At 69.2% G+C, this 22,147-nt stretch carries 19 protein-coding genes; 10 read left to right on the top strand and 9 right to left on the bottom strand.

The features are described 5' to 3' along the window. The first annotated feature begins 67 nt into the window (after window positions 1-67). The gene (locus ABD260_RS12285) at window positions 68-1,138 is read left to right on the top strand and encodes a M24 family metallopeptidase (RefSeq protein ID WP_344233567.1); all 1,071 of its coding nucleotides are present in this window, start codon (window positions 68-70) and stop codon (window positions 1,136-1,138) included. A 1-nt stretch (window position 1,139) separates the two neighbouring features. Here the strand turns inward: ABD260_RS12285 and ABD260_RS12280 are convergent, their stop codons facing one another. Further along, window positions 1,140-2,108, bottom strand: a complete 969-nt coding sequence (locus ABD260_RS12280) for a GlxA family transcriptional regulator (protein ID WP_344233566.1) — start codon at window positions 2,106-2,108, stop codon at window positions 1,140-1,142. Between the two features lie 70 nt (window positions 2,109-2,178). Here ABD260_RS12280 and ABD260_RS12275 point away from each other — a divergent pair, with 70 nt between their 5' ends. The 3 genes from ABD260_RS12275 (at window position 2,179) to ABD260_RS12265 (ending at window position 6,191) form a co-directional block, all read left to right on the top strand. Beyond that, window positions 2,179-3,453 carry an MFS transporter gene (locus ABD260_RS12275; protein ID WP_344233564.1) on the top strand — a complete coding sequence of 425 codons (1,275 nt, stop codon included), beginning with the start codon at window positions 2,179-2,181 and terminating at the stop codon, window positions 3,451-3,453. A gap of 46 nt (window positions 3,454-3,499) precedes the next feature. Next, window positions 3,500-3,979, top strand: coding sequence for a redox-sensitive transcriptional activator SoxR (gene soxR, locus ABD260_RS12270; RefSeq protein ID WP_344233563.1), 480 nt, complete (start codon window positions 3,500-3,502; stop codon window positions 3,977-3,979). Window positions 3,980-4,043: 64 nt separating this feature from the next. Further along, window positions 4,044-6,191 (top strand): RecQ family ATP-dependent DNA helicase, encoded by a 2,148-nt coding sequence (locus ABD260_RS12265; RefSeq protein ID WP_344233562.1) that lies wholly within the window; start codon window positions 4,044-4,046, stop codon window positions 6,189-6,191. Between the two features lie 3 nt (window positions 6,192-6,194). On the opposite strand, the gene ABD260_RS12260 is transcribed toward ABD260_RS12265, so the two are convergent. After that, window positions 6,195-6,977: an ArsR/SmtB family transcription factor gene (locus ABD260_RS12260; protein ID WP_344233561.1), complete on the bottom strand. Its 783-nt coding sequence runs from the start codon at window positions 6,975-6,977 to the stop codon at window positions 6,195-6,197. 205 nt (window positions 6,978-7,182) lie between these two features. On the opposite strand from ABD260_RS12260, the gene ABD260_RS12255 reads away from it, so the two are divergent. Genes ABD260_RS12255 through ABD260_RS12245 form a run of 3 tightly spaced genes read left to right on the top strand, consistent with a single transcriptional unit; the run spans window position 7,183 to window position 9,568 of the window. Next, the gene (locus tag ABD260_RS12255; protein WP_344233560.1) at window positions 7,183-7,992 is read left to right on the top strand and encodes a GNAT family N-acetyltransferase; all 810 of its coding nucleotides are present in this window, start codon (window positions 7,183-7,185) and stop codon (window positions 7,990-7,992) included. A 30-nt stretch (window positions 7,993-8,022) separates the two neighbouring features. Further along, window positions 8,023-8,769: an SDR family oxidoreductase gene (locus ABD260_RS12250; protein ID WP_344233559.1), complete on the top strand. Its 747-nt coding sequence runs from the start codon at window positions 8,023-8,025 to the stop codon at window positions 8,767-8,769. Between the two features lie 22 nt (window positions 8,770-8,791). Further along, window positions 8,792-9,568, top strand: a complete 777-nt coding sequence (locus ABD260_RS12245) for a TioE family transcriptional regulator (RefSeq protein ID WP_344233558.1) — start codon at window positions 8,792-8,794, stop codon at window positions 9,566-9,568. On the opposite strand, the gene ABD260_RS12240 is transcribed toward ABD260_RS12245, so the two are convergent. Next, the gene (locus ABD260_RS12240) at window positions 9,516-11,075 is read right to left on the bottom strand and encodes an adenylate/guanylate cyclase domain-containing protein (RefSeq protein ID WP_344233557.1); all 1,560 of its coding nucleotides are present in this window, start codon (window positions 11,073-11,075) and stop codon (window positions 9,516-9,518) included. The two genes, ABD260_RS12245 and ABD260_RS12240, sit on opposite strands and share 53 nt — an antisense overlap. 83 nt (window positions 11,076-11,158) lie before the next feature. Between ABD260_RS12240 and ABD260_RS12235 the strand changes: the two genes are divergently transcribed. The 3 genes from ABD260_RS12235 (at window position 11,159) to ABD260_RS12225 (ending at window position 14,826) form a co-directional block, all read left to right on the top strand. Further along, window positions 11,159-12,169 (top strand): hypothetical protein, encoded by a 1,011-nt coding sequence (locus ABD260_RS12235; RefSeq protein WP_344233556.1) that lies wholly within the window; start codon window positions 11,159-11,161, stop codon window positions 12,167-12,169. 119 nt (window positions 12,170-12,288) lie between these two features. Further along, window positions 12,289-14,055 (top strand): M1 family metallopeptidase, encoded by a 1,767-nt coding sequence (locus tag ABD260_RS12230; protein WP_344233555.1) that lies wholly within the window; start codon window positions 12,289-12,291, stop codon window positions 14,053-14,055. A gap of 33 nt (window positions 14,056-14,088) precedes the next feature. Beyond that, a complete protein-coding gene (locus tag ABD260_RS12225; RefSeq protein ID WP_344233554.1) occupies window positions 14,089-14,826 on the top strand; it encodes a GntR family transcriptional regulator in 738 nt (245 codons plus the stop codon). Here the strand turns inward: ABD260_RS12225 and ABD260_RS12220 are convergent. Genes ABD260_RS12220 through ABD260_RS12195 form a run of 6 tightly spaced genes read right to left on the bottom strand, consistent with a single transcriptional unit; the run spans window position 14,808 to window position 22,014 of the window. Further along, window positions 14,808-16,565, bottom strand: a complete 1,758-nt coding sequence (locus tag ABD260_RS12220; protein WP_344233553.1) for a gamma-glutamyltransferase family protein — start codon at window positions 16,563-16,565, stop codon at window positions 14,808-14,810. The two genes, ABD260_RS12225 and ABD260_RS12220, sit on opposite strands and share 19 nt — an antisense overlap. After that, complete coding sequence (locus ABD260_RS12215; RefSeq protein WP_344233552.1) at window positions 16,562-17,545, bottom strand: ABC transporter ATP-binding protein; 984 nt, start codon at window positions 17,543-17,545, stop codon at window positions 16,562-16,564. The genes ABD260_RS12220 and ABD260_RS12215 overlap by 4 nt, the downstream gene beginning before the upstream one ends. Then, on the bottom strand, window positions 17,542-18,522 hold the full coding sequence (locus tag ABD260_RS12210) for an ABC transporter ATP-binding protein (protein WP_344233551.1): 981 nt from the start codon (window positions 18,520-18,522) through the stop codon (window positions 17,542-17,544). Before ABD260_RS12210 ends, ABD260_RS12215 begins: the two co-directional genes overlap by 4 nt. Beyond that, on the bottom strand, window positions 18,519-19,373 hold the full coding sequence (locus ABD260_RS12205; RefSeq protein WP_344233550.1) for an ABC transporter permease: 855 nt from the start codon (window positions 19,371-19,373) through the stop codon (window positions 18,519-18,521). Before ABD260_RS12205 ends, ABD260_RS12210 begins: the two co-directional genes overlap by 4 nt. Continuing rightward, complete coding sequence (locus ABD260_RS12200; RefSeq protein ID WP_344233549.1) at window positions 19,373-20,326, bottom strand: ABC transporter permease; 954 nt, start codon at window positions 20,324-20,326, stop codon at window positions 19,373-19,375. The genes ABD260_RS12205 and ABD260_RS12200 overlap by 1 nt, the downstream gene beginning before the upstream one ends. Continuing rightward, window positions 20,323-22,014, bottom strand: a complete 1,692-nt coding sequence (locus ABD260_RS12195; RefSeq protein WP_344233548.1) for an ABC transporter substrate-binding protein — start codon at window positions 22,012-22,014, stop codon at window positions 20,323-20,325. Before ABD260_RS12195 ends, ABD260_RS12200 begins: the two co-directional genes overlap by 4 nt. Window positions 22,015-22,147 lie beyond the last annotated feature (133 nt).

The following is a 22,147-nucleotide window of genomic DNA, read 5'->3' as shown; positions in this document are numbered from 1 at the left end:
GAGTCACACCATGGCCCGACGCTCAGCACTTCCTCCTGTTCCTGATTCCACTGTTCTGGGCGCTCGCTTGGACCGTGCCCGTGCGGCCGCCGCCGGTACCGGCCTGGTGATCGCGCCCGGATCGGACCTGCGCTACTTCCTCGGTCAGGCAGGCGGCTCGTTCGAGCGGCTCACCGCGCTGGTGATCCCAGCCGACGGTGCAGCGGCCCTGATCGTCCCCAAGCTCGAAGCGCCCGGGTACGCCGACCTGCCGCTGGACGACCTGGGAGTCGAGGTCGTCACCTGGGTGGACGGCGTCGACCCGTATGAGCTGGCGGCGAAGCGCCTGGGGTCGGTCGAGCGAGTCGCGGTCAGCGATTTCACCCCCGCGCTGCATGTGTTCGGTTTCCGCGACGCCCTGCCGAAGGCCGAGCAGGTCCTGGCCGGACCGATCGTGCGCGAGTTGCGGATGCGCAAGGACGCCGCCGAGATCGACGCGCTGCGGAAGGCGGGCGCCGCGATCGACCGCGTCCACGCTCGGGTCGGCGAGTGGTTGCGGCCGGGCCGGACCGAGGCCGAGGTCGGCGCCGACATCGAGGCCGCGATCGTTGCCGAAGGCCACACCGTGGCGGACTTCGTGATTGTCGCGAGCGGCCCGAACGGCGCGAGTCCGCATCACGCGCTGTCCGACCGGGTGATCGAGGCGGGCGACGTGGTGGTCGTCGACATCGGCGGTCCGGTTGCCGAGGGCTACAACTCCGATTCGACCCGGACGTACTCGGTGGGTGCGCCGCGGGACGCCGACGTGGCCGAAACGTACGCGGTGTTGCGGGAAGCGCAGCAGGCCGCGGTGCACGCCGTACGCCCCGGAGCGACGGCCGAGTCGATCGACGCCGCGGCGCGGGACGTGATCGCGGCGGCCGGGTTCGGTGACTTCTTCATTCATCGGACCGGGCATGGGATCGGCCTGGACGTGCATGAGGAGCCGTACATCGTGGCCGGGAACAGCTTGCCGCTGGAAGCGGGGATGGCGTTCAGCGTCGAGCCGGGCATCTACCAGCCGGGGCGCTGGGGTGCGCGGATCGAGGACATCGTCGTGGTCACCGCGGACGGCGGCGAGTCGATGAACAACCAGCCGCACGACCTCGTCCAGGTCTGAGTCAGCCGGCGCGGAACGTCTTGCGGTAGGCGAGTGGCGAGACGCCGAGCCCGGACCGCAGGTGGTGCCGCAGGGAGGCCGCCGTACCCAGGCCGGCCTCCTCGGCGACCCGTTCGACGGACAAGGCGGTCGTCTCCAGCAGGTGGCAGGCGTGCCGCACGCGCTGCTGCAGCAGCCAGGTGCCGGGGGATTGGCCGGTTTCGGCCTTGAAGCGGCGGCTGAAGGTACGGACACTCATCCGCGAGTGGGCGGCCATCGCGGGCAGGCTGATGTCCCGCGACAGCTGCTGCAAAATCCACGCCCGCGTCGGCGCCGTACCTTCACTGCCCTCGTCCGGGACCGCGCGCTCGATGAACTGTGATTGGCCACCGTCGCGCCAGGGCGCCACGACGCAGTGCCGGGCGGCGCGGTTCGCGACTTCGCTGCCGAAGTCGCGGCGGATCAGGTGCAGGCAGAGGTCGACCCCGGCCGCCAGCCCGGCCGACGTCAGGATGTCGCCGTCGTCGATGAACAGCCGGTCCTCGTCGAGCTTCACGTCCGGGTAGACCGCGCGGAACAACTCGGCGCGCGCCCAGTGCGTGGTGGCCGGGCGGCCGTCGAGGTACCCGGCGGCGCCGAGGATGAACGCGCCCGTGCAGATCGACGCGATCCGCGTCCCCGGGCGGATCGTGGCGAGCGCGGCGGCCAGATCGTCGGGCAGCGTGCCTTCGTGCCGCGGCTGCGCGATGTACGTGCCGGGGATGATCACGGTGTCCGCTTCGGCGAGTGCCTCCGGCCCGTAGTCGGGGATCATCGTGAACCCGGCCCCCGCCTTGACCGGGCCGCCGAGCCCGCAGACGCGGGTGTCGTACAGCTTGGTCCCGTCGGCGGTGGTGGCCGCGCCGAGCACGGTCGGCGGGATGGTCAGGTCGAAGCCGACCACCGGCTCGATGGCGAGGATGGCGACGATGTGGGGGCGAGGAGTACCCATGGCCATATCTTGACACATGGTGTCCTTCTGGCCACTAGTTTGATGATGATCGAACCGGCATTCTGTCCTGGTGACGCAGACTGTGGAGGTACGAAAGACACGCCGGGTGCACTTGGCCTGGGCGGTCGCGGCGGTCGGGTTCGTGACGCTGATCGGTGCGGCCGGGTTCCGTTCGGTGCCCGGCGTACTGCTGGATCCGCTGCACGAGGAGTTCGGCTGGTCGCACGCGACAATCTCCGCGGCGGTGTCGATCAACCTGTTGCTGTACGGCGGGATCTCGCCCTTCGCGGCAGCGCTGATGGACCAGCTGGGACTGCGCAAGGTGGTCAGCGGCGCACTGGTCCTGATCGCACTGGGCAGTGGCCTGACGGTCTTCATGACCGCGTCGTGGCAGTTGTTGCTGTGCTGGGGCCTGCTGGTCGGTGTCGGTACCGGGTCGATGTCGATGACCTTCGTGGCAACGATCACCGGTCGGTGGTTCGTACACCGCCGTGGTCTGGTCACGGGCGTACTGACTGCGGCCGGTGCGACTGGGCAGCTGATCTTCCTGCCGCTGATCGCCGCATTGGCTTCGCGGTACGGCTGGCGCGTGCCTGCGCTTGTGGCAGCCGGTGCCGCGCTGGCTGTCGTACCGCTGGTGTTGCTGTTCCTTCGGGACTACCCGAGTGACGTCGGGCTGCGGGCGTACGGCGCGCCGGAAGGTAATACAGCCGGTCAGCGGGTCAAACCATCCGGCAGCAGTGCACTGCGCGCTCTGAACGCACTGCGTACCGCATCGCGCCGCCCGGCGTTCTGGATGCTGGCTGGTGGTTTCGCGATCTGTGGCGCGTCCACGAACGGCCTGGTCGGTACGCACTTCGTCACGGCCGCGCACGACCACGGCATGCCCGCGACAACCGCTGCATCACTGCTGGCACTGGTCGGCATCTTCGACGTCGGCGGAACGATCTTCTCGGGCTATCTGACCGACCGGTGGGACCCGCGGTACCTGCTGATCGCGTACTACTCACTGCGCGGCCTGTCGCTGCTCGTCCTGCCATCGCTGCTGGGACCGACGGCTGCACCTAGTACCTGGGTGTTCATCATCTTCTACGGGCTGGACTGGGTCGCGACCGTACCGCCGACGGTCGCACTGTGCCGGGAGTGGTTCGGGCAGGAAGGTCCGATCGTCTTCGGCTGGGTGTTCGCGTCACACCAGGTCGGCGCCGCACTGGCCGCGACCGGCGCCGGCGCGATCCGCGACGCGCAAGGCAGCTACAACCTCGCCTGGTACTTGGCCGGCGGCCTGTGCGCCGCGGCCGCCCTCATGTCCGCAAGCATCGGACGCCGAGTCGTGCCCGTCTGATCCCTTCGGATAGCCTCGATCTAGGTTGAGGTTGGAGGGACGGACCATGGATATCGAGCCTGGTGAACTGACGGTCGGGCAGTTGTCGCAGCGTAGTGGCGTGGCGATCTCGGCGTTGCACTTCTACGAGCGTCAGGGTCTGATCCTCAGCCGCCGGACGTCGGGCAATCAGCGCCGGTACAAGCGGGACACGCTGCGGCGGGTGGCGCTGGTGCGGATCGCGCAGCGGGTCGGCATCCCGCTCGCCGAGGTGGCCGCGATCCTGAAACTGCTGCCGGAGAACCGGACGCCGACGCGGGCCGACTGGGAGCGGATCTCGGAGTGCTGGCAGGCCGAGCTGGACCGCCGGATCGTGCATCTCGAACAGCTTCGCGACGACTTCAAGGACTGCGTCGGTTGCGGTTGCCTCTCGCTGGACCGGTGCGCGCTCGCGAACCCGTACGACACGCTGGCGGCGACCGGACCGGGTCCGCGGCGACTCGTCGACCCGGCCGGCGAACCCTGCCATCCGGGCAAGTGCGCCTGAGGTTATCCACAGGTGAACGGCGGCGGCCAGCGAACTGGGGGTGCGGGCGTCTAGGGTCTTCGGCATGACTGATGGATCGCTTGCTCTGACCGAGGCCCGGGCGAAGGTTGCCGGGGACGTGATCCGCGCGATCGCGGGTGACGGCGCCCAGCTGCGCGCGGATCAGGAGACCGCCGTCGCGGCGCTGTGCGAGGCGGCGGCGCGGGTGCTGGTCGTGCAAGCGACCGGCTGGGGCAAGTCGGCTGTGTACTGGGCGGCCACCGCGATCCGGCGATCGGAAGGGTTCGGGCCGACCCTGGTCGTGTCGCCGCTGCTGTCGCTGATGCGTGACCAGGTCGCGGCCGCGAGCCGGGCCGGGCTGCGCGCCGCGACGCTGAACTCGAACAACATCGACGAGTGGTCGAGCATCGAGCACGACCTGCGATCGGGCGCGATCGACGTGCTGCTGGTGTCCCCGGAGCGGCTCGCCAACCCGGGGTTCGGCCGGCGCGTACTGGACGGGATCTCCGGGCAGATCGGCCTGCTGGTGATCGACGAGGCACACGCGGTGTCGGACTGGGGGCACGACTTCCGGCCGGACTACCGCCGGGTGTCGGACGTGCTGCAGCGGCTGAACCCGAAGACGCCGGTGCTCGCGACCACCGCCACGGCCAACTCGCGAGTCACCGAGGACGTGGCGAAGCAACTGGGGGAGTCGACGCTGGTGCTGCGCGGCCCACTCGCGCGGTCGAGTCTCCAACTCGCCGTGGTGAACGCGCTGTCACCGCTGGACCGGTTCGCCTGGGTCGTCGACGAGCTGCCGAAGCTGCCTGGGTCAGGGATCGTCTACACGCTGACAGTCGCCGATGCGCAACGGTTGGCCGCGGTGGTTCAAGAGGCGTACGGCCGCGACGTACCGGTGGCGGCGTACACGGGTCAGCTGGATGCGGGGGAGCGGGAGAGTCTCGAGGACGCCCTTCGGGACAACCGCCTGAAGGCGCTGATCGCGACCTCGGCATTGGGCATGGGGTACGACAAGCCGGACCTCGGTTTCGTCGTGCACGTCGGGTCGCCGCCGTCACCGGTTTCGTACTACCAGCAGGTTGGTCGTGCCGGTCGCGGGATCGACCACGCGGTCGTCGCGCTGCTCCCGTCGGATGCGGACTCCGGTGTGTGGGACTACTTCGCGACCGCGACGATTCCGGTGCCGGAGAACGTCCAGCGACTGCTCCAGGCGCTGGAAAGCTACGGTCCGGACGCGCCCGCGACGGTGCCTGGATTGGAAGCAGAGACCGGCCTTCGGCGTACTCGGGTCGAGCTGATGCTGAAACAACTGGCGGTCGACGGTGTCGTCGATCGGGTCGAGAAGGGCTGGGTACGGACCGGGGCGGACTGGACGTTCGACGCGGAGCACTACGACGGGATCGTGTCGGTGCGGCGGCGCGAAGCCGACATCATGCGCGCGTACACCCGCGGTGACCGTTGCCTGATGCAACTGCTCCAGGAGTCGCTGGACGATCCGTCCGCGGAGCCGTGCGGCCGTTGCTCGGTCTGCCTCGGGCACCTCCCGGAGCCACTGGTCGCCGAACCGTCCGCGGAGACGGTCGCGACGATCACCCGGCTGCTGCGCGGCGAGGTCCACGTGCTGGAGCCGCGGAAGATGTGGCCCGGGGGTACGTTCGGTGCCCGCGGGAAGATCCCACCGGGGTTGTCGGCTGAAGCCGGCCGGATCGTGGTGTTCGCGGATGCACCCGAGTGGCGAGAGATCCTGCAGGCCGCCTTCAGCGCCGCACCGGCCGGCGGCGCAGGTGGTGGCGGCGATGCTGGTGAAGCGGTTGAAGCGCTGAAGTCCGGCGCGGTCGCGGCGTTGTCCAAGTGGCGCGCATCCTGGTCGAGTCGCCCGGAGGTCGTCGTCCCGCTCGCGGCGGGCGGTCACCGCGAGCTGACGTCCACGGTTGCCGACCACATCGCCGCGGTCGGCAAGCTGGACCGCGCGGAGCTGAGTGTCGACCGCACCGGCTTTGCCGATGATCTGTCATCAGCCGAGGAAGCCCGGGTGTGGCGGGACGGTCTGCAGGTCGACGATGCGACTGCGCAGTCGGTCGCCGCGCGGACAGTACTGCTGCTGGTCGACGCCACGTCATCCCAGTGGCCGGTCACGGTAGCCGCCGCCAAACTCCGCGAAGCGGGCGCCGCGGCCGTCCTCCCGCTCATCCTGCACAAGCGTCCGTGAGATTCAGGAGGTCTCCAGGAAGGACTTCAGGTCGGCGATGACGCGGGGCCAGCCCTCCTGGAGCATCGGGCGGATGACGCTGCCGGGTTCGAAGCCGGTGTGGACGACGGTGAGTTTGACCTGGTCGTCGACCGGTTCGAGCTCGAACGCCACACTGGACAGCGGTTCCTGCCGGATCTGCGCGGCGACGTCCTCCGCGAGGCCGACCGTACTGGCGAACTCCGGCGTGACGTGGTGCCAGGCGTACGCGAGCCGCGTGTACGGGTTGTGTTCGAGCACGACCTGCCCTGGACCGGCCATCGACACGTCCTTCATATGCCAGACCATTTCCGACCCGGGCTTCCAGTCGGTCTCGTGGTGCAGCTCCCAGTACTGCTCGGTGAACTTCGGGTCGGTCAGTGCCTGCCACAGCCGCTCCGGCGTGGTCCGGATGTACGTGGTGTAGACGAAGTCGTCCTGGTGATCGGTCATGGTGGTTTCGGCCTCCAAAGCCGTCTTGAGGTCGGCGAACAGCTGAATCCGCCGGCGGTCGTACTGATGAATCCAGCGATCGGCGATCGCGTTGATCGGCTCGGCGTTCAGGTAGTGGTACTTCTCCCGCCCGCGCCGGATCGTGCTGACCAGGTTCGCGGCCTCGAGGACGGCCAGGTGCTTGCTGACCGACTGCCGGGCCATGTCCAGCTCGGCGCACAGCTCGCGCAACGTCTGCCCGTTGCGCCCGTTCAGCAGATCCAGCAGCCGCCGCCGGCTGGGGTCGGCCAGCGCCCGGAACACCTCGTCGTCCATCCCGCTCCGATCAATAGGCAGCCGGTCGGCTGCATATCCAAAATAGGCAGCCGACCGGCTGCATGTCAACCCCGGGTGTCCTTGCCGGTTTCGTCAACTGAGTGCCAGCCGGGCGGCTGTCTACGTAGAGCGGGGAAGGTTGTACGCCTGGAATGGGCGGTTAGGCTCCCCAAACCGGTTTGGGGTGCGGGAAGTCGGTTGACGGATGCGTGAGGATGGACGGGTGCATTTCGAGAGCCTGGGATTCCGGACCGACCTGTTCCTGCTGGAGTTGAGTGGCAGCACCTTCCACGACACCGGCGAGTACGTGGTGGTTCGGACGCCGGACAACCCCGGCTTCTGGTGGGGCAACTTCCTGCTCTACCGGACGCCGTTCGCGCCCGACGACACCCAGCTGCGGCTGGCCGACTTCCATCGTGAGCTGCCGGAGGCGAAACACGTTGCCTTCGGCATCGACAGTGTGGACGGTGTGGTCGGGGCCGAGGACGAGCTGACCGCGGCCGGGTTCACCGTCGAGCGCAACGTGGTGATGACCGCCGAGCGGGTGATCCCGCCGAAGCGTCCGAACACGGAGTCGACGTACCGCTTCCTGACCAGCGACGACGACTGGGAGCAGCTGTACCACCAGACCCTCGCGACGACCGACCTCACCGTCGACGAGGAGTACAAGGAGTTCAGCCGGCGCAAGCTGGCCGCGAAGCGGGCGCTGGTCGAAGCCGGGCACGGGACGTGGTTCGGTGCGTTCGACGGCGACCGGTTGCAGAGTTCGCTCGGGCTGATGTTCGACGGCGCGGGCGTGGCCCGGTTCCAGAACGTGCAGACATCGCCGGAGGATCGCGGGCGCGGCCTGGCCAGTACGCTCGTCCATCACGCGTCCACGTACGGCCTGACCGAAGGCGGTGCGAAGACGCTGGTGATGGTCGCCGATCCGGACTATCTCGCCATCCGGCTCTATCGCGCGGTCGGGTTCACCGACTCCGAGACCCAGCTTCAGTTCATCCTGCCACCGTCCTGACAGAGCGGCTGTCATGACAGAGTAGGGCCCATGACGGACGAACGGCGTGGGGTCGTACTGGTCACCGGCGGCAGTCGAGGGATCGGCGCGGCCGCGTCGGTCGCGCTGGCGGCCGATGGCTGGGACGTCGGAGTGAACTACCGGACCCGCGCTGATGACGCGGCGCAGGTCGTGAAGGCGTGCGAGCAGCTCGGCCGGCGCGCGATCGCGGTCCAGGCCGACGTGGTCGAGGCGGACCAGATCGAGCGCCTCTTCGACACCGTGACCGCCGAGCTCGGGCCGATCGGTGCCGTGATCAACAATGCCGGCATCGTTACGCCCTCCGCCAAGGTCGCCGAGTACGACGCGGCGCGCCTCGAGCAGGTGTTCCGGATCAACTCGGTCAGCGCGTTCCTGGTCGCGGGCGCGGCGGTGCGCCGGATGTCGACCGCGTCCGGCGGTGCCGGTGGCGTGATCGTGAACATCTCGTCCCGCGCCGCGGTGCTCGGCTCTGCGGGGGAGTACGTCGACTATGCCGCGAGCAAGGCAGCCGTCGACGCGCTCACGGTCGGCCTGGCGAACGAGGTCGCCAAGGAGGGCATCCGCGTGCTCGGCGTACGCCCCGGACTGATCGAAACCGAGATCCACGCGCCCGGACGCCTGGACCGCATCGGCACGACGCCGCCGCTGGGCCGGCCGGGCCGCGCGGAGGAGGTCGCCGAGGTGATCGCGTTCCTGGCCTCGGACCGCTCGTCGTACATGACGGGCTCCAGCGTCGACGTGGCCGGCGGACGCTAGTGCCCCGAAAGCGCTGACTGCGATGGGACTGCGGCCGGTCGACCTGGCCCGGCGGGCCGGGGTGTCGACCCAGCTGGTCCGGAACTACGAGGCCGCCGGGATCCTGCCCCCGGCGCCGCGGTCGGACACGGGCTATCGGCAGTACGGCCCGGAGCACTTGTCGGCGTTGCTGACCTACCGTGCGCTCGCGCCTGGTTTTGGCGCGGAGATCTCGACCGACATCATGCGCGCTGTCCACAACGGCGATGAAGCGCTCGCGTACCGGTTGGTGGACGCCGCGCACGCTGCACTGCACGAACAGCGATTGGCGACCGATGCGGCGAATGACGCGCTCGCAGCGTTGGCGGCCGAGTACGTGGATGATCAGCCGATCACCGGACCGTCCTTGCTGGTGGGGGAGTTGGCGCACCGGCTCGGCGTGCGTACGTCGGCGCTGCGGGTCTGGGAGGCGGCCGGCCTGCTCGCACCGTCACGCGAGCCGGGTACGAAGTACCGCCGCTACGGTCCCGAAGCGGTGCGTGACGCGCGGATCATCTACATGCTCCGGCAGGGCCACTACTACTTCGAGCAGATCAAACCAGTCCTGGACGGGCTGCGCCGCGCGGGCAGCACCGATGCTCTGCGTACGGCGATCGCCGAACGCCGCGCGGCCCACGACCGCCAGACCAAGGCGATGCTGTACGGCGCCGCGCTCCTGCACCAACTGATCAACGAGACAGCACCGCAAACCAACGAGCCCGCGCAACTCAAAGAGCAGGCACCGCCAGGCGCGTCGGTACCGAGCGCCCCCGTACCGTGACCAGCTCGCTCTCCCGCCACTGACCAGCCTCCGCCGACCCAGCCTCCGAGACCGCAGCCATCGAGGCAATCAACCGCCCCGGCGCCGTCTTCGCCAGCTCACTCAACCGCGCCGCCTCGTTCACCGGGTCCCCGATCACGGTGTACTCATGCCGCCGCACATCCCCAACCGTCCCAGCCACCACGATCCCGGCCGTCACCCCAAGCCCAGCCGTTGCCTCGGGCAACTCCGCACCCAGCCGCCGCGCCAGCTCCCGCCCCGCGCTCAACGCGCTCCCCGCCGGATCCGCCAGCTCAGCCGGCGCACCGAAGATCGCCAGCGCCGCATCCCCAGCGAACTTGTTCACAAACCCGCCGTTCCGATCCACCTCGTCGACCACGATCGCGAAGAACCGATTGAGCAGCTTCACCACCTCGGTCGGCGGCCGGTTCGACGCCAGCTCGGTCGACCCGACCAGATCGACGAACAGTACCGCGACGTACCGCTCCTCGCCCCCGAGCCGGTCGCTGCTCAAAGCCTCCTTGACCACCCCCGGGCCCACGTACCGGCCGAACACGTCCCGAATCCGCTCCCGTTCGCGCAGCCCGGCCGCCATCCGGTTGAACCCGGCCTGCAACGACCCGAGCTCGGTCCCGTCGAAGACCGGAATGCTCACGTCCAGCCGCCCGTCGCCGATCAGCGTCAGCGCGTCCCGCACCGACCGCACCGGCGCGACCACCGACTTCGCCGACAACCAGGTGAGCAGGCAACCGTTGCCGAGGGCCACGAGGCCGAGCGCAAGGATCACGATCGACAACCGGGTCGTACTGACGTCGCCCTCGATCAGCGACAGCACCGCCGCCAGCATCAACCCAGCCACCGGTACGCCGGAACCGACCGCCCAGAAGAACACCGTGCGCGCTTTCAGCCCGGCCGCCAGCAGCCGGCGCGGCGGTGGTGAGTCGACCAGCGCCCGCGCCGCCACCGGCCGCAGCGCGAACTCGGTCAGCAGGTACGACACCGCGCAGGTGATGATCATGCCGTCGAACACCGTCAGCGCGACCCGCAGCGCGTTCTCCGGCTGCAGCATCACGGTCATCACGGTGAAAAGCGCGGTGGCGACGAACCACAGCAGTACCTCGATCAGCGTCAGCCGGAGCGGGAGTTGCAGCGTGGCGATCTGCTCCTGGCGCGTCGCGGGGCGATCCAGGTCGATCCAGCGGGTGACGCGGCGGGTCAGCCGGGTACTCCATACGCAGCCGATCGCCATCGCGACCAGGAAGTACAGCGGGACGGTGATCGCGTCGACGAGCTGGAGCTGGTCGATCAGCGACGGCCCGGGCAGGACGAAGACCGCGAGCACGAACACGACCAGCGCGCCGATCAGGTTGGTCCCGATCGAGAAGGTGGTCATCAGCAACTGCAGCCGCACCCGGAGCCGCCGCGGGCTCTGGTCGGCGGGGCCGAGCAGCCACGAACCGAACGGCCGCCGCTTCAGTACCAGCTCCGGGCCACGCATACCGGTCATGGTCACAGTCTGCCAAAACGCCGCCCTGACCCGAACGGGTGATATTCGTTGGGCGAACCTCTCCGGACAAGACAGGAACGACGATGACCGAGGCGTCTTTCGAAAGCTCTGGGCCGTACTACGAGAGTCGCACCTCATGGCCGAGCATGTACGGGAGCTGGACGTACGCCGCCTTGTGGCGCGACGAGTCCGGTGCGTACAACCTGACGCCGGTCGGACCGTCCGTGCGCTCACACGACAACGTGCCACGCTTCGACGGCGACCTGCGGTCGATCGGGCAGAGCAGGCCCGACCCGGCGACCATCTTCGACCCGGACACGCGACCGGACCCCGACGTACGGCCGTCCGACCGGCTGCCGGAGGGCACTTGGGTTCTGGCGGTGATGTCACAGAACCCCGGCGAGGTTCCGTTCCACCGGTTCACCGCGTGCGGGCCGGTGCGTTCGGGCGACCCGCTACCGCTCGTCCAGCGGCTGCACGCCGAACGCGCCGAAGGCCCCCTGCGCGCGATGGACAACGGGCTCGGCCGGGCCTACCTCCAGGACGAGGTGGCAGCCGATGGCACGACGTTCACTCCGCGGAGCGCGTGGGAGCGAACGGCCGGGCAGGACTCGTTGACGAAGTGGCGCTACGCGGCGGTCTGGACCGACTCGTCCGAACAGGCAGGCGGTGAGGTGCTCCGGTACACGCCACTTGGTGAGCCGCAGCAGACCCGCGACGTACGGCCGGTGTGGGACGGCGAGGTGCACCCGGTGGTGCCGGCACCCGCCGGGATGGACCACCTTGCCCAGCAGGCGTGGTCGTCCGACCGGCTGCCGCCGGACGAGTGGGTGCTGGGCGTCGTGTCCCAGACGCCGGGACAGACACCTGGCGTCACCTTCGCCGTGGCGGGCGGAACCCGGGAGGGCGACCCACGCCCGGTGGTGCGCGCGCTGCTCCACGAGGCAACCACCGCCAGATCAGACGCGGATGCCGGCAGAGGGCTGACCGGCCTCGCCTCCCCGGCCGCCATCGGCCGCCCCGGGACGACGCCGGCGGCAGCACAGGACCGGACGGCCGGACAGAGCAAGGAGCCCCGGACGCCCGGTCTCTAGTGTTCTACGCCTGAAATAACCGGGGTTTTGGCACGGTGGTGCGGGTGGCCCAGAATGGCCGTCCGATCGGGCCTGGACGTGGGTACTGTTCCCCGGACGCCTCACTCGGGGAGCATCCCTTGACGCACGATCGCCACTCCTACGCCGAGCCCGCCCTGGTTCGGACCACTCACCTCGAACTCGACCTCGGGCTCGACTTCGAGGCGAAGGTACTGTCCGGCAGTGCCACCCATACCCTGGCCTGGACCGGTGCGGGTGACCGCCTGATCCTGGACACCCGCGACCTGACCGTGCTGGGGGTGGAAGGGCAGACGCCCGGCGGTTGGGAGCCGCTCGAGTACAGCCTCGGCGTGCCGGACAAGGAGCTCGGTTCCGCGCTCACGATCCGGACCGCGAGCCATCCGCGGGTGAAGGTCAGCTATCGGACCGCGCCGACCGCGACCGGCCTGCAGTGGCTGGAGCCGTCGATGACGGCCGGTGGCGTGCTGCCGTTCATGTTCAGCCAGTCGCAGGCGATCCACGCGCGCAGCTGGGTGCCCACGCAGGACACCCCGAGCGTACGGTTCAGCTACGCCGCGCATGTCACCGCGCCGGCCGAGCTGATGGTCCTGATGAGCGCCGACAACGGCACGACTTCCCGGCGTACGGGTTCGTACGACGTGGTGATGCCCGAGCCGATCCCGTCGTACTTGCTGGCCATCGCCGCGGGTGACCTGGTGTTCGAGCCGCTCGGTGACCGGTCCGGCGTGTGGGCCGAGCCGGCGACCGTACGAAAGGCTGCGACCGAGTTCGCTGACACCGAAGAGATGATGCGGGTCACCGAGGAACTGTTCGGCCCGTACCGCTGGGGCCGCTACGACCTGCTTGTGCTGCCGCCGTCCTTCCCGTACGGCGGGATGGAGAATCCGCGGATGACCTTCGCGACGCCGACCGTGGTGATCGGCGACAAGTCGCTGGTCAGCGTGATCGCGCACGAACTCGCGCACAGCTGGTCCGGCAACCTGGTCACCCAGGACAGCTGGGACGACATCTGGCTGAACGAGGGCTTCACGTCGTACGTCGAGAACCGGATCGTCGAGGCGGTGTACGGGACCGAGTTCGCCGCGATGGAAACGGCGATCAAGCAGCACGCGACCGTGGTGAAGCTCGACCCGCTGACTCCGGCCGAGCTGGCGACCGAGCTGCCCGGCCTGCACCACCGGTCCGAGTACCACGGCAGCTCGGGCACCGGTCCGCTGAAGGGCTCGTGGTTCCTGTCCTGGCTGGAGGAGCGGTTCACGCGCGCGGTGTTCGACCCGTTCCTGCGCGGGTACTTCGACCAGTTCGCCTTCCGCAGCATCAACACCGACAACTTCGTCGAGCACTTCCGGGAGCACCTGCTGGCGGCGCACCCGGGTGTCGTGACCGAGGCGGAAGTGGCCGCGTGGCTGTACGAGCCGGGCATTCCGGCGTTCGCGGAGCGCGCGGTGTCGGCCCGCTTCCAGGACGTGGACGAGGCGCGTACGCGCTGGCTGACCACAGGTGAGTTGCCGCTCGGCGCGGAGCAGTGGACTACGCAGGAATGGCTGCGGATGCTGGACGCCGCGCCTGACGTACTCAGTCCGGTGCTGTTGCGTCAGCTCGACCGTGCGTTCGGGCTCACTGGTACGGCGAACGGGGAGATCGCTCGTCGTTGGTACCAGATCGTCGCGGCGAGCAGTTACGAGGCGTCGTACGCGGAAATGGCCGAATTCCTCACCAAGGTCGGCCGGATGAAGCTGATCCTGCCGGTGTACCAGGCGTTGGCCGGTACGGATCGCGCGTTCGCCGCCGAGGTGTTCGAAAAGGCGCGCCCGGGCTACCACCCGATCACCACGGCCGCGGTGCAGAAGATCCTCGGCCAGTAACCTGGGGCCTCCGACCGGGGAGAGGAGCCAGGGGTGGAGGCCAACGGCATGGTGGACGGCACGGTGGACGGTTTGGTGGCAGGCGCGGCGGGCGATGTGGTCGATGGCGGCCTGAGCGTGCGCACGATCGGGGCCGATCACGTGGCGCTCCGGGAGCAGGTGCTCGCGGAGCTGCGGCGGCGGATCGTCGACGGTGAGTACGAGCAGGGTGAGCGGCTGACCGAAACCCGGCTGGCGGACGACTTCGGAGTGTCACGGAACCCCGTCCGCGAAGCGCTGCGGGTGGTCGAGGCCGAGGGCTTCGTGCAGATCCTGCCGCGCCGTGGTGCGGTCGTCGCGACCCTCGACGAGACCGCGGTGCGCGACCTGTTCGCCGTCCGGCAGCAGCTCGAAACGCTCGCCGCCGGGCTGGCGGCGGAGCGGGCCACGGCCGAGGGGATCGCCCAGCTGCGGCGCCTGATCGAGGAAGCGAACGTCGCGACCGAGGCCGCCGACTTCGACCGGGTCGCCGAGCTGAACAGCGCGTTCCACCGGGCCGTGATCGAGATCAGCGGGAACCGCTGGCTGCACTCGATCTCGGCCGCGATGTACCACCACGTGCACTGGGTCTTCCGGGTCGGCGCCGCGCAGCGCGCACCGCACTCGTCCGGCGAACACGTCCGCCTGGTCGACGCGATCGAGGCCGGCGACGCCACCGCCGCGAGCACCGCCGCCCGCCTGCACGTCGAAGCCGCCGCGCAGGCGGCCCTCGGTCAGCGACCGACCGCGTAGCCCTGCATACCGCGCGGGTTCGCGGCCGCGGCCAGGACGCCGTCCGCTTCCTTGCGTACGGCGCACAACCGGCCAAGGCTCCACGGATCGGACTCGGTGACGACATGCCCGCGGCGTACGAGCTCGTCGCGGATGTGCTTCGCGACGCGGCTCTCGATCACCAAGCCACCCGGTTCGCTTGCCCGCGGATAGAACGACGACGGGAACCCGGTGGTGTGCCAGGCCGGTGCGTCGATCGCCTCCTGGAGGTCCATCCCGGCGCCGAGGTGGCGAAGCAGGAAAAGCAGTTGCCATTGATCCTGCTGGTCCCCGCCGGGTGATCCGCACGCCATCACGGGCTCGCCGTCACGCAGTACGAGCGTCGGGGTGAGCGTGGTGCGCGGTCGTTTGCCGGGAACAAGCGAGGCCGGCAGTCCGTCCTCCAGCCAGAACATCTGCGCCCGGCTGCCGAGACAGAACCCCAGCTCGGGGATCGTCGGCGACGACTGCAGCCACCCACCGCTCGGCGTCGCCGAGATCAGGTTGCCCCACTGGTCGATCACATCGACATGGCAGGTGTCGCCACGAGTGACTCCGGTCGCGGACACGGTCGGCTCGCCGGTCGTCGCGTCGCCGGATTCGTTGCTGGTGGCAATTGACGGCAAGCGCGGTTCACGACCGTCGGGGCGGCCGGGGCGAAGGTCGAAAGCGGCCTCAGATCCGATCAGCTTCGCGCGTTCGGCGGCGTACGCGGGGGAGAGGAGCGTGTCCAGCGGTACGTCGGCGCCGTCGCCGTACCAGGCCTCGCGGTCGGCGTACGACAGCTTCATCGCCTCGACGGTGGCGTGTACACCGTCCGCGCTGTCCAGATCGACGTCGCCAAGTGCCGCGAGTACGGCCAGCGACTGCAGCAGCGCAGGACCTTGACCCCATGGACCGGTCTTGGCGACCGTGTAGCCGTTCCAGTCGTACGTTGCCGCGTCCTCCCAAGTCGCCTCGAACGCGGCCAGATCTGCGCCGGTCACCAGCCCGGCATGATCGGCCCCACTCGAATCCCGATGCGGCAACCGGGAGAACTTGTCGATCGCCTCCGCGACAAACCCCTCCCGCCAAGCCTTCCGCGCCCCTTCGAGCTGGGCCACCCGATCGGTCCCGGCGGCTTCGCCTTCGGTCACCAGCCGTTCGAGCGTCGCGGCGTACGCCTCGTTGCGGAACCGTCCGGTCGCCGGTCGCCCGTCCCGCAACCAGAGCGCCGCGGAAGTCGGCCAGTGCTCCTCGAACAGCTGCTGCACGGTCGCGATCGTCTCCGCGACGCGCGGTACGAGCGGGTGGCCGTTGCGCGCGTACTCAATGGCCGGCTCCAGTACGACGCGCAGCGGCAGCGTCCCGCGATCACGCAGCAGCAGCAACCACGCATCGACCGCACCAGGCACCGTCGCGGCGAGCGGACCGGAACCGGGAACCAGCGTCAGCCCAAGCGACCGGTAGTGCTCGATCGTGGCACCCGCCGGAGCGACGCCCTGGCCGCACAACACCCGCGGCGTGGGATCGTCCGCGGTCGCAATGATCGCTGGAACCTCGCCACCAGGCCCGTTGAGGTGCGGCTCGACCACATGCAGCACGAACCCGGCGGCCGCGCCCGCGTCGAACGCGTTCCCGCCGAGCTCCAGGATGCGCATCGCCGACTGCGACGCCAGCCAATGCGTGGACGAGACCATCCCGAACGTGCCCCGCAGCGTGGGCCGGGTGGTGAACGTCATCGGGCGACTCCTTCGGTTGGTCGTACGTCTGGTCCGCTGCCGTCGGCCTCGACGAGATGACAGGCGACTTGATGTCCACCTTCGCCGATCGTGCGAGGTTCCGGCACGACTGTCCGGCAGGTGTCGATCGCGACCGGGCAACGGGTGTGGAAACGGCAGCCGGGCGGCGGATCGATCGCCGACGGCAGATCGTCGCCGAGCAGGACCGGCCGGCGGGCGCGCTGCTCGGCCGGATCGGGTACGGGCGCCGCGGACAGCAGCGCCTGCGTGTACGGGTGGGCCGGCCGCGCGAAGATCTGTTCCCGCGGTCCTTGCTCGACCAGTTGCCCGAGGTACATCACCGCGACCACATCCGCCAGGTACTCCACCGCGGACAAGTCGTGCGTGATGAACAAACACGCGAACCCGAGGTCCCGCTGCAGGTCAGCGAGCAGATTGAGTACGGCAGCCTGCACCGACACGTCCAACGCACTCGTCGGCTCGTCGGCCACCAAAAGCCGCGGTTCGGAGATCAGCGCGCGGGCAATACTGACCCGCTGACGCTGCCCGCCGGACAACTCATGCGGCGCGCGCTGCGCAACCTCAGGACGCAGCCCGACCCGCCGCAGCGCCTCGGCGACCTTGGTGCCAGTGTCCTTCTGCCGCGTCAGCCGGAGCGGTTCGCCGACGATGTCCCCGACCGAGAACCGCGGGTCCAGCGAGCCCGCCGGGTCCTGGAACACGATGGAGACGTTGCGCCGATGCGCCCGGAGCTGGCGCCGGTTGAGATGGGTGATCTCCGCCCCGGCTACCCGGACCGTTCCGCCGGTCGGCTCGAGCAACCGGACGATGCACCGACCGACCGTCGACTTTCCGGACCCGCTCTCGCCAACCAGTGCAACCACTGAACCCGGGCGAATCCGCAGCGTCACCCCATCCACCGCGCGGACCGGTCCGAAGTGCATCACCAGGTCCTCTACTTCGAGCGCGAGGTCGGTCATAGCGCCTCCACCTCTTCTCGTACCGGATTCCAGCACGCGACCCGGTGCGTACCAGAAGTCAGTTGCGGCTGGGACGACCCACACGTGTCGATCGCCCGGTCGCAGCGGTCGGCGAACGTACACGCGTCGGGCTGCTCGGTCAGCACCGGGACGAGGCCGGGGATCTCGTTCAGCCGGTGCGATCCCGCGTGCCGCCCGGCCGCGGGCGATGCGCCGAGCAGACCGGTCGTGTACGGGTGCCTGGGCCGCGCGAACAGGTCATGCACTTCGGCAGTCTCGACCACGCGGCCCGCGTACATCACCGCGACCCGGTCGGCGAGATCAGCGACGACGCCGAGGTCGTGAGTGATCAGCACAATGCTCGTCCCGAGGCGCTCGCGCAGACCGCGGAGTACGTCCAGAATCCCGGCCTGGATGGTCACGTCGAGGGCGGTCGTCGGTTCGTCGGCGATCAGCACTTTCGGGTCGCACGCGACGGCCATCGCGATCATCACCCGCTGCCGCATCCCGCCCGAAAGCTGGTGCGGGTAGTCGCTGACGCGGCGCTCGGCGGAGGGGATGCCGACGAGCTTGAGCAGCTCGATCGCGCGGGCCCGCGCGGCCTGACGACCGAGGCCGATATGCGTACGAAGGACCTCGGTGATCTGGTGGCCGACGGTGAACACCGGATTCAGCGAGGTCATCGGCTCCTGGAAGATGTACGCCACTTCGCGCCCGCGCACCGAGCGGAGCGTCCGTTTGCCGGCGCCGATCAGCTCGGTGTCACCGAGGCGTACTGAACCACCGACGGTCGCGGTGCGGGGGAGGAGACCGGCGATGCTCATCGCGGTGACGCTCTTCCCGCAGCCGGACTCGCCGACGACCGCAAGCACCTCGCCGTCACCGACCTCGAGACTGACCCGGTCGACCGCCGACAGCGGTCCGTCCTCGGTGCGGAAGGTGACGGACAAGTCGGACACGGTGAGGACGGCGTTCATCGGCGGCTCGCCTTCGGGTCGAGGGCGTCACGGAGGCTGTCGCCGACGATGTTGAACGCCAGCGTGAGCAGCATGATCGCGACGCCGGGCATCACCGCCGCCCACGGGGCGCGGGCCGCGAACTGCTGCGCGTCGGCGAGCATGGTGCCGAGGCTCGGCGCCGGCGGCTGGATGCCGAGCCCGAGGAAGGACAGCACCGCCTCGCCGAGGATCGCGGCCGGGATGCCGACGGTCGCCTGGACGATGATCGCCGAGCCGGCGTTCGGCAGGATGTGCCGGGCCAGCACCCAGGCGTCGCTCGCGCCCTCGACCACCGCGGCCGCGACGAAGTCCAGCGACTTCAGCCGGAGCGTCTCCGAGCGGACGATCCGGATCATGCCGGGGATCTGTGCGATCCCGATCGCGATTGCCGCGTTGCCCAGACTCGCGCCGCGGATCGCGGCCAGCCCGACCGCGAGGATCAGGAACGGGAACGCCAGCACGAGATCGGTCAGCCGGGAGATCAGCGCGTCGATCGGCCGGAAGTACCCGGCGATGAGTCCGAGCGGCACGCCGATCACCAGCGAGAACGCGACCGCGAGCAGACCGACGTGCAGCGAAGCGCGGAGGCCGAACATGATCCTGGACAGCACATCGCGGCCGAGGTCATCCGTACCGAGGAGGTAGCCGGCGGTGCCTGGCGGCTGGAAGGCGCGGTTGAGCTGGGTCTGGGTGGGTTCGTGTGGTGCCAGCCAGTTCGCGAACAGCGCGAGCACGATTGCGAGGACCAGGACCGCGAGACCGGTGAGCGCCAGTGGGTTGCGCCGGATTCGGCGGACGACGCGGCGTCGGTTGCTGACGGCAATAGTCATCACGCTTCACCTCGTACGCGGATTCTTGGGTCGATGACCGAGTACAGGAGATCGACCAGGAGGTTGATGACGATGTACGCGGTCGCGGTGACCAGGACGACGGCCTGGATGACCGGATAGTCGCGCTGGAAGACGGCGTCGACGGTGAGCTTGCCGAAGCCGGGCAGCGCGAAGATCCGTTCGGTCACGACCGCACCGGAGATCAGTGCGCCGAGCTGCAAACCGACGACGGTGACCACGACGATCAGGCTGTTCCGCAGTGCATGCTTGCCGATCACCGCGGCCGGCCGGAGGCCCTTGGCTTCCGCGGTCCGGATGTAGTCGGCCGACAGTGCGTCCAGCATCGATGACCGGGTCTGCCGCATGATGACGGCGGCCAGCCCGGTGCCGAGGATCAGCGAAGGCAGGATCAGGTGGTGCAGGTTCGCGATCGGGTTGGTGAAGAACGGGACGAAGCCGGAAGCCGGAAAGAGACCGAGGGCGACGGACAGGTACAGGATCGCCATCAGGCCGAGCCAGAAGTGCGGCACCGACAGGCCGAGCAGCGCGAGCGCGTTGGCGGCCCACTCCGCCGGGCGGCCGCGCCGTACCGCGGCGACCACGCCGGCGCCGACCCCGACGATGCCCGCGATCAGGATCGCGAGGACGGACAGCTCGATCGTCACCGGTAGCGCGCTGACGATCATCGAGCGTACCGGCGCCCCGGTGCGAATCGACTGCCCGAGATCGCCCCGCGCCGCATGGCTGACGAACTGCCAGAACTGCACGAGCCACGACTGATCGAGCCCGTACTGCTCCCGGATCGCGCGCAACGACTCCGGATCCCGATCCTCCCCGGCAAGCGCCAGCGCGGGATCGCCCGGCAGCGCGCGCACCCCGGCGAAGACGACGATCGTCGCGAGGACGAGCGTCACCGCCGACTGCCACAACCGGTTGAGGAGGTAGCGCCTCACTTGGCGAACCCGGCGAAGGCGGTGCGGATGACGCCGTCGGGGTACACCTGGATGCCGAGGAGCTTCTTGGAGACGCCGGTCAGATTGCGCTGCCGGTACAGGTAGATGATCGGGTCGTCCTGCTGCAGCTTGGTGACCACGTCGCCGTACAGCTTCACGCGTTGCGCCTGGTCAGTGGCCTGCCGGGCGTCGGTGAGCAGTTTGTCGAGATCGGGGTTGCTGTACCCGGAGACGTTCTGGCTGCCGGTCGTACCGACGAAGTTGTAGATGTTGGCGTCGGGGTCGACCCGGCCGGACCAGCCGAGTTGGAGCAGTTGGAAGTCACCGCGGTCTTGCTGATCGAGCAGCGCGGCGTACTCGACCGGCTTGATGACGAGGTCGAAACCACCTTCCTTCACCATGCCCTGCAGGGCTTGCGCGAGCCGCAGGCTGTCCGGGTTGTTCGACGTGATCATCTCGATCTTGTACGGCGTGCTCGCGCCCGCGTCCGCCAGCAACTGCTTCGCCTTGGCCGGATCGTGCGCCGGGCAGACCTGCGCCGCCTCGGAGCTGAACTCGCTCTTCGGTGACACCGGCGAACAGGCGACCGTGTTCAGGCCGTTGAAGATCGACTTCACCAGCGCCTCGCGGTCGATCGACAACGCCAGCGCCTGCCGTACTCGAGGGTCCTTGGCGATCGGGGTGTCGAGCTGGTTCAGCGGGTTGCCGACGCCGTTGGCGTTCCCGATGTTGACGGTCAGGCCTTGGTAGCCGAGCGACTGGGACTGCAGCACGCTGAGGCCGTCGTCCTTCTGCAGCTCCGGCGCGTCCTGCGTCGACAGTGAGTCCGCGACCTGGGCGTCGCCGGACTTGAGGTTGGCCGAGCGGATACTGGAGTCGGTGATGATCCGGTACTCGATCCCGTCGAGATGGACCTTCGCCGCGTCGTAGTACTGCGGGTCCTTGACGACCTTGATCGAGTTCTGCGCGACCCGGCTGGCGAACTTGAACGGGCCGACGCAGACCGGCGCGGCGGCGAAGTTGGCGCCGAGCTTGGTGACCGCGTCCGGGCTGAGCACCATGCCGGCCCGGTCGGCGAGCGCGGCGGTCAGCGGCGCGAACGGCTTGGACAGCTTGATCAGGACGGTCTGCTGATCTGGGGTGTCGATCGAGGTGATCGGGCCGAGCTCACTCTTCCGCGCCGAACCGGCCAGTGTCAGGTGGCGGTTCAGCGAGGTCTTCACCGCATTGGCGTCGAAGGCCGTACCGTCGGCGAACTTCACGCCTTGTTTGAGCGGGATGGTGAGCGTACGGCCGTCCGCGGCGATCGTCGGCAGCGCGGTCGCGAGTTGCGGTACGACCTTCGCGTCCGGACCGAGGTCGTAGAGCTTCTCGCACATGGTGTGGAAGACGTACCGCGAGTACAGACTGCGCGACAGCGTCGGGTCGAGCTTGTCCGGATCGGCCGACAGCGCGACGGTGAGCGTACCGCCGGACTTGACCTGGGCCGCGTCGGCGGCGTCGCCGAAAACGTCCTGACCAGCGGCCGACTGGCCGCCGGCCGACGGGTTGTCTCCGGCCGGCTGCACCGGCGAGCAGGCGGTGCCGGCCAGGACCAGCGCGACGATCGCCGCACTGGCCCCGGCCAGTCGGTGACGCCTGGTACTCGGGATGAATCGGTTCAGGGTGGGCGGCAGTCGACGAGTCATCGCGTGCTCCTGAGTAGGCGGTTCTGCCGACTGTTTCATGTATACAAGGAGCGTGCGCAAGTGATTCGGCGAGTTCGAAGGAACCTTTTACTACCTGCCGCTTGGCCGCCGCGAGGACCCGGCGGGGGCCGGG

The organism is Kribbella hippodromi, assembly GCF_039531045.1.
In the GTDB taxonomy this organism is placed as follows: domain Bacteria; phylum Actinomycetota; class Actinomycetes; order Propionibacteriales; family Kribbellaceae; genus Kribbella; species Kribbella hippodromi.
The sequence above is the reverse complement of the archived record's forward strand: the minus strand, read 5'-3'. Positions and strand labels throughout refer to the sequence as shown.

Coding starts and splice junctions, on each gene's coding strand:
- ABD260_RS12250 (WP_344233559.1), top strand. CDS start 8,023: ATGACGGACGAACGGCGTGGGGTCGTACTGGTCACCGGCGGCAGTCGA.
- ABD260_RS12210 (WP_344233551.1), bottom strand. CDS start 18,522: ATGAACGCCGTCCTCACCGTGTCCGACTTGTCCGTCACCTTCCGCACC.
- ABD260_RS12280 (WP_344233566.1), bottom strand. CDS start 2,108: ATGGGTACTCCTCGCCCCCACATCGTCGCCATCCTCGCCATCGAGCCG.
- ABD260_RS12240 (WP_344233557.1), bottom strand. CDS start 11,075: ATGACCGGTATGCGTGGCCCGGAGCTGGTACTGAAGCGGCGGCCGTTC.
- ABD260_RS12245 (WP_344233558.1), top strand. CDS start 8,792: ATGGGACTGCGGCCGGTCGACCTGGCCCGGCGGGCCGGGGTGTCGACC.
- ABD260_RS12215 (WP_344233552.1), bottom strand. CDS start 17,545: ATGACCGACCTCGCGCTCGAAGTAGAGGACCTGGTGATGCACTTCGGA.
- ABD260_RS12220 (WP_344233553.1), bottom strand. CDS start 16,565: ATGACGTTCACCACCCGGCCCACGCTGCGGGGCACGTTCGGGATGGTC.
- ABD260_RS12195 (WP_344233548.1), bottom strand. CDS start 22,014: ATGACTCGTCGACTGCCGCCCACCCTGAACCGATTCATCCCGAGTACC.
- ABD260_RS12205 (WP_344233550.1), bottom strand. CDS start 19,373: ATGACTATTGCCGTCAGCAACCGACGCCGCGTCGTCCGCCGAATCCGG.
- ABD260_RS12265 (WP_344233562.1), top strand. CDS start 4,044: ATGACTGATGGATCGCTTGCTCTGACCGAGGCCCGGGCGAAGGTTGCC.
- soxR (WP_344233563.1), top strand. CDS start 3,500: ATGGATATCGAGCCTGGTGAACTGACGGTCGGGCAGTTGTCGCAGCGT.
- ABD260_RS12260 (WP_344233561.1), bottom strand. CDS start 6,977: ATGGACGACGAGGTGTTCCGGGCGCTGGCCGACCCCAGCCGGCGGCGG.
- ABD260_RS12235 (WP_344233556.1), top strand. CDS start 11,159: ATGACCGAGGCGTCTTTCGAAAGCTCTGGGCCGTACTACGAGAGTCGC.
- ABD260_RS12255 (WP_344233560.1), top strand. CDS start 7,183: ATGCGTGAGGATGGACGGGTGCATTTCGAGAGCCTGGGATTCCGGACC.